Origin of the sequence: Paraniabella ginsengisoli (genome assembly GCF_022513635.1) — a bacterium.
In the GTDB taxonomy this organism is placed as follows: domain Bacteria; phylum Bacteroidota; class Bacteroidia; order Chitinophagales; family Chitinophagaceae; genus Niabella; species Niabella ginsengisoli.
Map to the genome: position 1 here is coordinate 1,549,187 of NZ_JAKWBL010000001.1, position 12,266 is coordinate 1,561,452.

Consider the following 12,266-nt stretch of genomic DNA (forward strand, 5'->3'; position numbering starts at 1 on the left):
ATAGCGTATAGACGGATTTGCATAGCTCATTTGAATTATGGAAGGCTGTTTTGTTTTTACTTAGTTCATTAAACAGGAAAACATACGAACCATGATATTGTCGAATGAGCTTTTTTATACCTGATCTGGATGTTTTTAAAAAATGCTTTGATGGGTATCAATTTTTAGTGAGAATAATTCCTGTTTCAACGATGCATGAATTAGCTGAAGCTCTGTCTGTTTTAAATTATTAATAGCATGTTTTGCCGGATTGAGCCTGCAGGTTATTAATAGTTCCAGCCAGGTTAGTCTTTGGCCTTCGCGTAAAGTTTTTAATAACATCGCATCAAGGGCAGGCAGGGTGTGGGGCTTGTCTTGCATAATTGTACTTTGATCTGCGTACAGCTACAAAGAGCAGACCCATTTCATACGTAAAATTCTGTATTTTACTACGTGTTTTGTACTAAATCTGACGATTACGCCATTTATGTACCCAGTTTGTTGCACATCTCTGTTTTATTAGAGGCATTTACTTTTTCAAAAATGTTTTGTATGTGTTTTGCCACGGTTCTTTCAGTAATATAGAGCTGTTCTGCTACTTGTTTATACGTATTGCCTATAAGAACCAATAAAGCAATTTCTTTTTCTCTTTGAGTAAGGCTAAACTGTTTGCATTTAATTTTAAACCGTTCTTCTTTAGAGAGCCTTTCTATTTCACTGGTTCGCTTGTCCACTTCCACCTGTAATGCCTCGTTCCATGTTTGAAGCTTTGCTTCAGATAACTTCAATTGATAATAATCGTTCCTGAGTTGTCGTACATTATATTTTAAATGCAATGCAAACAGTAAAAGAAATCCCGTATTGGTAGTAAGCACTTCTACTGCCTGGGAAATATTAAAATAAGCTATAAGAGGTAAAGCAATCCAGGGTGCTAGACAACTAAGTAAAATGCTCCATTCTTCTAATGCATTTAAGCTATTGAGTGTGCCATATTTGTTTTTGATTCCTTTGCTAACGCTTATAATCACCCATATAGCATATAGAATAGGAATCGCTAAAATATTTTTTGCTTGGGCGAGATCCTCGCTTAAATAAAAAATAACCGTGAAAATTATAAAAGGAAATACAAGAAAATATAAAACGCCTTTTTCACATGAAAAGCTATTTCATTAAGGTGAAACACGCGGTATACATAGTAGGGGAAGTAACAGGGCGTAAGAAAGCCTGTTGCATATGCGAGGGTTTCCTGTATAAAGAATGATCCTGGTAAATTTGGATCGGGCAATAAGCCGCCGGTCACATTATAAATGATTAAAAGCGCCAGTAGTAAAATGTCCGGTAAAACCCTGTTATTATCCGGGCGCGCAGACTTAAAAATGCATAAGTGCAGCAGCAACACTAATTCTACGCAGATAAAACCAAAAGTGATGATATGCATTTCTGTTCCAGCAAATATCATAGGTCTGTGATTGTAGCTTTAAGCTTTCATACAATAAAAAGGAAATCCGAAGTCGAGTTCGCTATAGATGTCAAATCCAAAGCTTTGATACCAAGGTATATTTTTAAGAGTGGAGGTTTCAAGTACAGGCGTTCTGTCTAAATCCTTAGCTCTTTGAAGGACATCTTTAAGCAATGCTGATCCTTTACCCTTTCCTTGTTCATGAGGCGCTACGCCAATATACCAGATATGATAAAGTAATTCTTTAGGATGCATCTGCTTGATGGATTTTTCACGCCTCATTGTTTTCCAAAGATTACGCAAGCCTACAGTATTAAAAACTAACTGTATATCTAAAACCGTACTTCGGAGCGTAGCTTTTTTCTTTTCAGGAAACAATACCAGTGCACAAGCATGTTGGTCATCTGAAATAAATACTTCGCCGAACTGCCAACACATTTCAAGGAATAGCTGCATAGCCGTCTAAGTCGTTTAATCCTGTGCCGATCCTGCTTAACGATATAGTTGACACTTTTATTATCATCAAATGCCTGTGAAAGGATATCTATAATTAACGGCTTGTGGCTACGGTTTGCTTTTAACATCGTTCCTATTTAACTGTTGGTCTTTTTGTGCTGATTACTGAGCTGAATGAATTACTCCGTCAGTTCAAATCTCACCCAATTTAAAAGATATAAAAGATTTTTCTTGTATCAGTTAACTGAAAGGTAGCCGCAGGATAATTTTTTCGTTTTTAGAAAAATAAAAGAATGGATAAATCTTACCCATTTGTGTAGGTATAATCGGGTATATGCATCCTAATGATATACCTTTTAAGGTAGGGTTTACGTGAAAATCCAGTGAAAATGCATCACCTACGCCTAATATAAAAGTACCTTGGATGGCGACGATTTAAATAGGGGTTCGCCTTGCACACATGATAAAACTGTATGAAAAATGACCAACAAAGTTTCATATAAATTTAGATTTCCACGCCCGATTCATGGTGATCATGCTGGTATGTCGGGCTTCTTAACGAGAAAGGGTATGCAGATCTAATGAACAATCTGGCATACCCTTCTAACTCTGTAAAAGCCACTGCTTTTACGTTTCAATAAAAATTAGCTTTAATATAAAAACATACGACAATGCTTAAACATAAAAGCCTCAGCATCTTAAAATGGGTTGCCCCTGCATGCGCAGTAGCGTTCAGCCTGCTTGCATTTACAAATCAAACTGATGCTGATAAGATCAAGAGTAACGACTTGTTCTTTGCTGATTTGTATTTTAAATATACACCAACAGATCCGGACGATTTTAGCCAGAGTTCTGTAGAAGAGCAATCGAACTGGACGCTAATCACTTCAGGACAAAAATGTGAACAGGAAACCAACGAAGTGCCTTGTTCATTTTCTATTACTGTAGAAACAGGCCAACAAGCCAGCTATCTAGATGGAACACATCCTTCTTCAAGAGTTAATATCAACACTAGTGGTTCCAGTAGTCAGGCTTATGTAAGTCAGCTTGAGGATGCTACTACAAGCGATGATATTACCCAGGAAATAGATAATATAGAACTTCCGCAGTAGGTCAGTACCCACAAATGCTCATAAGGCTGATTGCGATAGTGATCAGCCTTATTTAATTTTGCTCAATTCCTGTTAATTGTATTACATCTAGCGGAATCGGTAATGCGTAATAGCTGGAGTTAGGTTCCAACGAAATAATCTGACCATTTATGCTTCTGTTAAGAATGATGTTTCTGCCTTCTTTATTCAACCTTTTTACATCAGACCATCTTATTCCGCGCATTAACAGTTCTTTTCTGCGTTCTAGTAATATCCTGTTTAACAACGCTTCTTTTGAACTTGCTCTTACCGGCTGGAAAAGGTCAGTTTCATACCGGTGTGATAACAGAGAGTTGAGATCGGCTAATGCTTCTTCCAAATGACCTTTTCTGCAATTCGATTCGGCACGGATGAGGTAGATTTCATCTGTTGCAATTCCAGTAAATTGGCGGCTTCCGGCTGAATAACTTCCTGAATATATGGGGTATCCATTTTGCATACGGAAGTAAGTCCTTCTCAGATCGCCGGGCTCATAGGCTGCAAATAACGATGTATCAATTCTGGAGCGTGATGCAAGGAGTAAGCTAATTGTACCGTTTGCATTCATCTCTGTATAAAACGCTGTTTCTTTGTTAAACTGTTTGAACTTATAGGTAGAAGATGAAGGGCCGAGATCTTCATCGCCGTTAAGGTTAATCAGGTCGTTTTTTAATTGAAGGTATTGATCGGCGTATTTGAAAGCACTGTCGTAATTTCTCATGGAAATGTAAGTCCTGGCTAGCAACCCATAAGCAGCCATACGCGAAGGGCGGAAAGGATGCAACGGATAATCGGGTAGGTAGCTGATACTTTGGTAAGCGTCCGCGATAACCTGATTATAAGATTCCCGAACAGATGACCTTTTCGAAGGAACATTGAAATCGGATGTTAGCCTGAGAACGATTCCAAGGTCTTGGTCTGCCGTGCTTTCATCATAAGCTTTAGCATATACCCAGCTTAGCATTAAAAAATAATAAGCCCGGAAAAAATGGGCGCTTCCCTTTACATTATCCCATGCTGCAGGATTGGAACTATGACTGATTTTTTCCAGCATTTCAATACAATAATTAGCGTTGTATATAGGTATGTAGCAGATCGACCAGTCATTGGGATAAAGATAATCGTATGGCTCCCAGTTGTAGGCGTGTTGCAGCATTTCATTCATGCTACCATACCTGTCAGGAAGAATAAAGTAATCACCTGCCGAAGTTTCTCCAAATGAGGGTGTCCCTCGCTGGTTCATTACCTGGCCCGCATCATCTAAAAGTGCTTGCAAATCGCTTACCGTTTGAGGCGTTGTTATTAAGTTTGAATATTTTTATCCAGGAATTTTTGACAAGAAGGAAGCCCCAGCAATGTAACGGCTAAAAAGGTTACAATGACGATAGGGGAGAGAGGAGTTGATTTATAATGCATAGTTATAGTATTTAAAAATTTCCCCTCAAGCCTATAGTGTACTGGGCTTGGGGCGCAAAAGTGTTTGAATAATCGGGATCTGCTTTAAATTGGTTGGCCCGCCAGATGAGTCCAAGGTTGGAGGCATTGGCATATAGCTGTAAACTGCTGGTGCGTTTAAAGTTTTTCGTGAGAGAGTTAAAATCGAAGGAAAGGTTGATGTAGTGCAGGCGTATATTATCGGCACGCGCCGTATTAACCTTAGAGTAGCGGTAAAAATTTTCACGGAAACTAAATTGCGGATAGTCTGGATATACCATCTTGGGTACGCGGGTTTGGAGTTCATTACCTGGTTGCTGCCACCTTTCATAATAATCTGCATGACCGTAGCCTCCGTTAATTAAAGTGCTGGAAGAAAAGGAGGGGGTTCTAAAATAGTAACCCATTTTATAAAGGATGTTTACAGATAGCGCAATACCCTTCCATCGAAAACTATTGATCATGGAACCGAAATGAGTAGGGTTGGCTGGGCCGACAAAAACCACTCCACCACTTTCAAGTCCCTTTTCCGTAATGCTATTGGTGATGGCGCGGTAGTCAGTGCTTAGAACGCCATCCAGGTATCCTAAAGGATCTCCTTCGTTGTTTAGACCAGCGGATTTATAAGCTGTAAGCGCGTACAAGGGGCGGCCAACGACAGGAATAATAGTATTGCCGTTAAACACTGCTCCAAAGAAATCCTTTGAATCATCTGTGAAATATCTAGTGGTTTTACTGGAGTTATAATTGTAAATTAAATCAGTATTCCATTTGAATGCCCTGTCTATATTTTTAGAAGAAAGACTTACATCTATGCCCCTGCCTTCCATGTCCGCTACATTCCTGGTGATGGTCGATTGCAGTCCCCAGGCTGTATAATCGTAAGGTGTTTCGCCGTAGAGGTCAGTACCTTTTTTTAAGTAATACTCGATGGTTCCACTAAAGATTCTGCCCGCGGTAGCAAATTGCAGCGCAAAGTTTATTTGCCGCGACTTTTCCCACCTGAGCGATGGATTATTTAGATTGCTGATTCGCTGAACGGGGAAATTGGTGACATTATTGGTCAGCGTCCCTGAAATAGGCAATGGTGTTTTTCTTGGGTCAAGGTTACCGCTATAACCATAAGTCACTTTTAATTTTAACTCCGGTAAAGCATTGAAATGGTAAAATGGTTCGTCAGATAAAAGCCATCCTATTCCGGATGACCAAAGCGGGTTCCAGCGTTCATTGGTTTTAGCTCCAAAGACGTTGGAGGCGTCTTTTCTAAAACTGCCACTTAAAGTATATCTTCTTTTATAAGTGTAAGAACCATTGGCAAAAGTGCTGATGAAGCGGTTATTTACCAGTTGGCCTCCCGAAGGTGCACCGGGAATATATTCGGGATAGGGCGTAATTAAAGAAGGGAAGCTACGATGGAAATCGACAGTACCCGTTGATAGGGGATCCTGTTGGTAGCCGTATAATGTCGCACCGCCTAAATCTTTAGATACTATGTCTCTTATTTCAGCACCGATCAGAAGCGATACAGCATGTTGGCCCCACTTATTGTTATAGCTGACTTTCCCCGTAAATTCTTGGCAATGATTTCCGATGTAGAAGTGGTCAAAATATCACCCAGTGGAATTGGTCGGTTGACGGGCATTGAAGTATTTTGCGGAAGTTCAGTAAATCTGTTAATCAGATCACGGGTATAAAAACTTTCCATATCTGAATAATCTTTTAGGGTGACCCATTGCTTTTGATATTGATAATCTACAGAGGCATCCAGACCTTTCATGATGGTATAATTAAGCCCAAGCCTTGCGATTAGCTCCTGGGTGTTTGCGGACACGTAATCATGTAAATAATCTGTTAGAGGATAATATCGCCAATCCAGTAATTGGCCGCTGCCCACGGTGTCGGTAAAATCTGTACGGTATCTGGGGATAGCTATTGGCTGGCCGGTTTCATCCTGGTAATTCAGGTAAGGGATGTAGCGGCTATTTATACGCGTCAATTCATTGAATGCTGGTGCGCCGGATTGGCTTTCGCTGTTGGTATAAAAAACAGCCATATTTGTAGTAAGACCCTTTAAAAGTTTTAGCGTGTTGTCAAAGCGGAAATTCGTTTTATTGCTTTTGGAATAATCTACGCTTGTTACACGATCATGATTAGCAGCAACCAACCATGAAATGTTATTGCTGCCACCTCTGAGGTTAAGTGCATATTGTTGGGTCAGGCCCGTTCGCTGAAAGTTTTTCATATAGGCTTCCCGACTGTCTTGTTTACTATACTTATTGATTAACGTTGTTGAATCTTCCGCAGTGATCAGTCCCTGCTTACGTTTCAGGAAAACATCAACGGAAGGAGGTAAGGCGGGCCAGCCACTGATATCATCAACCTGGTCATTGAAATATCCTTTTCTAAATAAATCTGCTTCAATTTGAAGATAGGCTGCGCTTGTGATTAAAGGTTGGGAGAATAAATCCGGAGCATTGGAGAAAATAAGGTTAGTGTTAAAATCGGCTTTTATTGCTTCGTTAAAGCGACCTTTTTACTGGTGATAACAATAACACCGTTACCAGCACGGGCACCCCATATACTTGCAGCAGCAGCGTCTTTAAGAATAGTGATGCTTTCTATATCATTGGGGTTAATATTATTAATATTTCCTTCATAAGGAAAATTATCCAGGATAATTAACGGAGCAACAGGGCCATTGATCGTGCTTAAACCCCTTATGGAAATATCATTTGACGCTGTACCTTCACTATTTTCTTTGCCAATGTTAAATAGAAGTCCGTTTGTGACACCATTGAGCCTTTGAAGAATGTTAGTACCGGTTTGCTGATTTAATTTTTCATTGTCAATTACCACAACCGAGCCATTGATTTCATTCGGTTTAATTTTCTGATATCCCGTGTTAGCCTCGACCGTTACCTGGTTTTCCATTTTTCGCCACGGCAGTAACGTTACATGTATGAAGGTGGTAGCACTGGTTACAACGATAGTTGTGTCGGCGTAGCTGATGTAGGATATGCGCAGTGAATCACCTAAAGCAGCGTTGATTTTAAAATATCCATTCCTGTCGGCGGCAACACTTCTAGGCGTTCCTTTTATGGCAATAGTAGCACCGATAAGAGGAACAAGCGTTTCATTACGCACATAGCCGCTTATCTCTCTGTTATCATTTTGTGATTGGGCGTTTAATGGAATACATATGGATAAACAAACGGTAATAGTAAGCATCAGCAACGATGGATATAACGAGCGAACTATCTTAAATTTCTTTGTAATGGATTTCATCATTTTTTAGTTTTGGTTTAGTGATTGGTTACTCTAATGACCTTTATTAACCGGCGTTCTTTTTCTATTTCAAATCCTATTTCACGTAGGTATTCGATCAAGGCGTTCGGTTCGCGTACATTTAAATCAGCGGGGAAAACAATATCAACCTTTCGGTCACCGTATGCGGATTCGTTGATAAGAGGTATGGTAAGTCGGTTTAATAAGCCCAATGTTCTGTTCAGGCTATGCCCGTAAATAAATTTTTCCTTGTTAGTTTTATTGAGGCTTGAAGATGTACCCTGATGACGAGATCTCAGGCTGTCAATATTTTTAATGTCTTTTATAATAAAGCATAAAACTTCTTCCTTGTATAGATGCGCCTCTACTCCAAAACTTCTTTTTAAATCTACTTGTAAGATTGGCTCAAGGTTTTTTGAAGTAGTGTAAGGTGTATTAAACCTAACTTCATAGCAATATTTTTGCTCCTTACCGTCCTCATTTAGTATTAGGGACGTATCAATGTCGTAATAAATTTGGTTATCCTCAAAGCCTTTCAACAAAGCTGAATAGGCCTTTTTTATAAAAAATGTAATAGGTCTGTTAATAGCACAATAGCCTGTTATCTGACCGGTAGAATCTCGAATGTATTTTGTCGGAAGATTACTGTTAGGTTGATACGTCGAAAACAAAGAGAAAAACGTAAAGTCGCTTTTTTGTATATTTTGTTTTTGAATGAGTTGGAACAGGTTAAGATTGTAATCTGCACCTCTTTGACATTAAAGTTCAAAGATTCCCCGCAAGAAATTTTTCAATATTTCCGTGAGTGATTTCGTCTGCCCCGGTAATGGCGGTTATTTTTCTATTTTTTGATATCCATACATAGTGTGGAACTGAGTTGTGTGGAAAGTAAAGATTAAGTAAAGTATCATTAAGCGCTATGGGCATGCGCGGATAAAATCCAGTCTTTTGCTTCACCCTTTGTAGTAATGCATTTACTTCTTTTTCGTAACCGTAATCGTGGGGATTGGCAAGAACGAATTGCAGTCGATCATTATACTGGTCTTGTAATTGTTGGATTTTAGGAAAAGATGATATGCAGGTAAGGCAATATCTGCTCCAAAAATCGATGATTACATTCTTTCCCTTGAAGTCTGACAAGCTCGCTTTAGAATAAGACTGATTGATGATATGGTTAAAAATCAAATCAGGCGGTGTGTCACTAATGGTTAAAGGTTTTATTTTGTTTACCTGGGCGTTTAAGTAAAGACATAGAGCTGTCATCACGCCGAGCAGCGTTAAAATTTTCATTCATTACAGTTTTGAAATATGATTAATAAGGGTTGTGAAAAAAATGCCGGGTTAGGTAGCCAACACCATGAGAACATGCAGCTGCCGCCCGGCACCCTCATTGACTTTACTGCGGTTGACGTGGCTTGCAGGCATATAATAATTTATATGCTATAATATCGGAAAATAAACTGTATGGTTCGTTAATACTCATCCAGGGCTTAGATTTGGGATGAGTCTACTGGTAGGCTGGATGCCTCATTAGACAAACAAAAAGGTGCGAGACCCAACTTACCAACTAGCGCGGTCGTAGGAAACCTTAGTACAGATAAGAGGGCTCGCACCATAAAAGTACGAGCCTATCACTTATCATCTTGTACTAATTGAAATTTCCTACGTTTCGCTAGTAAGACTCTTAGTGAATAGCTTTGCTATTGTTTTAAAGAGCTAAAATAATCATTTGGTCTAATTCGACCAAATATTTATTTAACTGTTTGCCAACTTCATTTTGAAATGGTAAACGAGAACGCTTTAAAAAGTAGAAGAGAATTTGGTGCTTACTTAAAAAGCACCGAGAGGAAGTTTTGAAAGAGAAAAATCTTCTTGCCTTTTCCTACAGTTCAGAACTTGATAACAGTAAATTGCGTAAAATCGAAAGAGGCGAAATTGATATCCAGTTTAGCACTTTGATTGAAATCGCTAAAACCTATAAACTTACTGCAAAAAATATTTTGGGCTTTAGGATAAATACCTTCACTGAAGACTAATTTCTATTAATTTATTTTCTTGTCGTTTAGTTATGACGTGTGGGGTTAATGGGTATGATTAAAATTTTTCTAGAGGAAATCGAGCAAAATACGAATAAGCAAACTACATTACTTCGTATACCTATTATGTTTAATGATCTACACTTTTGTGTAGTGATTTATATGTTCTTGTAAACAGGATTTATCTTTCCAAACTAACCAGCTATATCAAAATGGAAGAAAGATATAATCGTAACCAGATTCATATTGATGAAGGAAGTCAGGAACTAATTAAAGGCTGTAAAATACTAATAGCCGGTTGCGGTATCGGTAGTTATATTGCAGAATGTCTGCTAAGAATGGGGTTTGAAAGATTGACCATTATAGATGGTGATACGGTAGAGCTTTCAAATCTTAACCGTCAAAATTATGATGAGGCTGATATTGATGACAATAAAGCGGTAGCACTGTTCAAGCGCCTACAAGCAATAAATAGCCAGGCTGCCATTGAAGTTATACCTCACTACCTTACTGCTGATAATTTAAAAAGAATCAAAATAGATCATGATGTAGCTGTAAACGCGCTTGACTTTAGCAGCGACGTTCCTTTTTATTTGATGAAATTTGTTGCCGGAGAAATATTCCTATTGTCCACCCATATAATTTGGGCTGGGCGGGCTTCGTAACTATTATTACAGCGCAATCCCAACGAATAAAATTGCTACATGACCAACACAAGATCTTTGAATTAAATGTAGGTGCATTTATTGTTGATCGTCTTAAATGCAATAATATTTCGGTAGAGTGGATCGAAAACTTTTTGGACAGTTATGATAAAATATCCGGGCATTCGTCGCCACCTCAATTGTCTATAGGCGTGCAAATATTGTCCGGGATGGTAACCCATATCGCTTACGATATTGCGACAGGGAAGACTTTTAAACAGTTTCCTGAGTTCTATTATTTATCATTAAAATGAAATTTTTAATATGGAAGAACTACACTATTGGGTAGTATCATTCAATGTATATAGGCGGAAACCCTATATGGTAGTATGGCTTAACATAACTTGGTAAATAAATTATAGCTTTAATGACTTGGCAATCAAATGAATTTTATTTTACCCGGTTATCTGCGAGAGAGCTAATTGAAATGCTAACTTTCTATTTAAAGGAAAGCTACGCTCATTTTTGTTACACGGATTATACACAACAATCGTTTCAAACCGAATTGAAATACTTACTTAAAGAAGATGAAGTGTTTTTTGAAAGTTCGATTTATTACGTAGTGCGTCACCGGGTAACAAATGAGATACATGGATCTATCAAAACAACCTATTGGGACACCAAGACTATTCTTCCCATACAAGTAATATTCGGGATTGAGCTTGATAATATCGTATTACCGGATTGCGGACATTTTTGGCATTTGGGAAGGTTTGCGATTTCTCATAAACTTGCCTCAGATAGGATTAGCATTTTCAAAAAGATGTTATTTAACGCATTTTACCCGGTGTATTCCCACGGGAACGGATTAATCATTGCAGAGTGTGATAAAAAGGTTACAAATACATTAATGAAGATGGGAATTAACTCCGTTACAATTGGTGACGCAATAGAGTATATTCACTCCGAAACATTGCCTATTTATATACAAACCGAATGTTTGCATAATTTTATTACCACTACGGCTAGGAGATATTACTCCAGCCATAACGCAGATGACTGTGATCGGTTCTCTGAAATTATTTCACTATGTAATGATTGCATTAATGCTTTATAATAAGGCTAAATCCATCGATGCTGTGATAGCCTCTGAAATACTTTTAACCTTCAACTTAGAAAAAACAGTTCTCTTATGAAACTTCACTGTGTTGATATCAATGGCGAGCCTGTAAGCAATTTCTTTCATCGTAAGGCCCTGCGCTGAAAGTAGGAGAACTTCCTTCTCACGTTTATTCAGATGCAAATTTTTCTTTTCTTTCCATTCCTTCTTTTTAAGATCTAATTCATAGAATTTTTTTAATTCACTACTTGTAAATCTGATATTGCCAGGTTCAGACCTTGAAGAGATAGAGACAATACAAAGGGCAATCCAAGGGTTATGAAATCTATCAAAAAGTAGCGGCTTAAGCTTGTGATTAACCAAGATTAAATTACCATGGGGCTGCTTTAAATTAAAGTCATAGGATATGGCATATTTCGAACGATCTTCAACAGGGAGATCGTAAAAGAATGAGAATCCGGATTCGTTAATTTTTAGCAGCATTTTCAGTTCATCATCTGGCACCGTTTTAAAATAAAATAAATAGCCGTATCGTAAAACCTGTGAAGCCGTATATCCGCAAAGGAAAATTGGGTTTTCGGATACATAAATAAAGTTTCGTTTGTAATAGTCTATTAAATACACGCTTTGGTAAGTTACTTGACTTAATGACTGCGCAAACGCTATGAACGGTTTAACCTTTTCATAATCGGTTTTGTCAAAATCTTCTCTAAATTGAACCGG

The 12,266-nt window shown here is 38.3% G+C and carries 15 protein-coding genes; 5 read left to right on the plus strand and 10 right to left on the minus strand.

The window, feature by feature from the left end; translation table 11 throughout:
* Positions 1 to 135 precede the first annotated feature (135 nt).
* From MKP09_RS08535 to MKP09_RS08545, 3 genes are all read right to left on the minus strand, one after another.
* A complete protein-coding gene (locus tag MKP09_RS08535; RefSeq protein WP_240827296.1) occupies positions 136 to 360 on the minus strand; it encodes a hypothetical protein in 225 nt (74 codons plus the stop codon).
* A gap of 104 nt (positions 361 to 464) precedes the next feature.
* Positions 465 to 1,007 carry a helix-turn-helix transcriptional regulator gene (locus tag MKP09_RS27305; protein WP_240827297.1) on the minus strand — a complete coding sequence of 181 codons (543 nt, stop codon included), beginning with the start codon at positions 1,005 to 1,007 and terminating at the stop codon, positions 465 to 467.
* A gap of 449 nt (positions 1,008 to 1,456) precedes the next feature.
* On the minus strand, positions 1,457 to 1,894 hold the full coding sequence (locus tag MKP09_RS08545) for a GNAT family N-acetyltransferase (protein ID WP_240827298.1): 438 nt from the start codon (positions 1,892 to 1,894) through the stop codon (positions 1,457 to 1,459).
* A gap of 671 nt (positions 1,895 to 2,565) precedes the next feature.
* On the opposite strand from MKP09_RS08545, the gene MKP09_RS08550 reads away from it, so the two are divergent.
* Positions 2,566 to 3,006, plus strand: coding sequence for a hypothetical protein (locus MKP09_RS08550; protein ID WP_240827299.1), 441 nt, complete (start codon positions 2,566 to 2,568; stop codon positions 3,004 to 3,006).
* A 52-nt stretch (positions 3,007 to 3,058) separates the two neighbouring features.
* Here the strand turns inward: MKP09_RS08550 and MKP09_RS27310 are convergent, their stop codons facing one another.
* The 6 genes from MKP09_RS27310 to MKP09_RS08580 form a co-directional block, all read right to left on the minus strand.
* Positions 3,059 to 4,327, minus strand: a complete 1,269-nt coding sequence (locus tag MKP09_RS27310; RefSeq protein ID WP_317235278.1) for a RagB/SusD family nutrient uptake outer membrane protein — start codon at positions 4,325 to 4,327, stop codon at positions 3,059 to 3,061.
* 124 nt (positions 4,328 to 4,451) lie between these two features.
* A complete protein-coding gene (locus MKP09_RS08560; RefSeq protein ID WP_240827301.1) occupies positions 4,452 to 5,588 on the minus strand; it encodes a TonB-dependent receptor in 1,137 nt (378 codons plus the stop codon).
* Positions 5,589 to 5,971: 383 nt separating this feature from the next.
* Positions 5,972 to 6,700: a hypothetical protein gene (locus MKP09_RS08565; protein WP_240827302.1), complete on the minus strand. Its 729-nt coding sequence runs from the start codon at positions 6,698 to 6,700 to the stop codon at positions 5,972 to 5,974.
* 266 nt (positions 6,701 to 6,966) lie between these two features.
* The gene (locus tag MKP09_RS08570) at positions 6,967 to 7,746 is read right to left on the minus strand and encodes a TonB-dependent receptor plug domain-containing protein (RefSeq protein WP_240827303.1); all 780 of its coding nucleotides are present in this window, start codon (positions 7,744 to 7,746) and stop codon (positions 6,967 to 6,969) included.
* Positions 7,747 to 7,760: 14 nt separating this feature from the next.
* Complete coding sequence (locus MKP09_RS08575; protein WP_240827304.1) at positions 7,761 to 8,285, minus strand: hypothetical protein; 525 nt, start codon at positions 8,283 to 8,285, stop codon at positions 7,761 to 7,763.
* A 223-nt stretch (positions 8,286 to 8,508) separates the two neighbouring features.
* Positions 8,509 to 9,033, minus strand: coding sequence for a TlpA family protein disulfide reductase (locus tag MKP09_RS08580; protein ID WP_240827305.1), 525 nt, complete (start codon positions 9,031 to 9,033; stop codon positions 8,509 to 8,511).
* A gap of 563 nt (positions 9,034 to 9,596) precedes the next feature.
* Here MKP09_RS08580 and MKP09_RS08585 point away from each other — a divergent pair.
* From MKP09_RS08585 to MKP09_RS08600, 4 genes are all read left to right on the plus strand, one after another.
* The gene (locus MKP09_RS08585; RefSeq protein WP_240827306.1) at positions 9,597 to 9,779 is read left to right on the plus strand and encodes a hypothetical protein; all 183 of its coding nucleotides are present in this window, start codon (positions 9,597 to 9,599) and stop codon (positions 9,777 to 9,779) included.
* A 212-nt stretch (positions 9,780 to 9,991) separates the two neighbouring features.
* The gene (locus MKP09_RS08590) at positions 9,992 to 10,444 is read left to right on the plus strand and encodes a HesA/MoeB/ThiF family protein (protein ID WP_240827307.1); all 453 of its coding nucleotides are present in this window, start codon (positions 9,992 to 9,994) and stop codon (positions 10,442 to 10,444) included.
* A 32-nt stretch (positions 10,445 to 10,476) separates the two neighbouring features.
* A complete protein-coding gene (locus MKP09_RS08595; RefSeq protein ID WP_240827308.1) occupies positions 10,477 to 10,737 on the plus strand; it encodes a hypothetical protein in 261 nt (86 codons plus the stop codon).
* A 113-nt stretch (positions 10,738 to 10,850) separates the two neighbouring features.
* Positions 10,851 to 11,540 (plus strand): hypothetical protein, encoded by a 690-nt coding sequence (locus MKP09_RS08600; protein WP_240827309.1) that lies wholly within the window; start codon positions 10,851 to 10,853, stop codon positions 11,538 to 11,540.
* Here the strand turns inward: MKP09_RS08600 and MKP09_RS08605 are convergent.
* Entirely contained in the window at positions 11,535 to 12,047 is a 513-nt protein-coding gene (locus MKP09_RS08605; protein WP_240827310.1) for a helix-turn-helix transcriptional regulator, read from the minus strand. The genes MKP09_RS08600 and MKP09_RS08605 overlap by 6 nt on opposite strands.
* Positions 12,048 to 12,266 lie beyond the last annotated feature (219 nt).

Coding starts and splice junctions, on each gene's coding strand:
- MKP09_RS08545 (WP_240827298.1), bottom strand. CDS start 1,894: ATGCAGCTATTCCTTGAAATGTGTTGGCAGTTCGGCGAAGTATTTATT.
- MKP09_RS08600 (WP_240827309.1), top strand. CDS start 10,851: ATGACTTGGCAATCAAATGAATTTTATTTTACCCGGTTATCTGCGAGA.
- MKP09_RS08580 (WP_240827305.1), bottom strand. CDS start 9,033: ATGAAAATTTTAACGCTGCTCGGCGTGATGACAGCTCTATGTCTTTAC.
- MKP09_RS08535 (WP_240827296.1), bottom strand. CDS start 360: ATGCAAGACAAGCCCCACACCCTGCCTGCCCTTGATGCGATGTTATTA.
- MKP09_RS08590 (WP_240827307.1), top strand. CDS start 9,992: ATGGAAGAAAGATATAATCGTAACCAGATTCATATTGATGAAGGAAGT.
- MKP09_RS08570 (WP_240827303.1), bottom strand. CDS start 7,746: ATGATGAAATCCATTACAAAGAAATTTAAGATAGTTCGCTCGTTATAT.
- MKP09_RS08565 (WP_240827302.1), bottom strand. CDS start 6,700: ATGAAAAACTTTCAGCGAACGGGCCTGACCCAACAATATGCACTTAAC.
- MKP09_RS08550 (WP_240827299.1), top strand. CDS start 2,566: ATGCTTAAACATAAAAGCCTCAGCATCTTAAAATGGGTTGCCCCTGCA.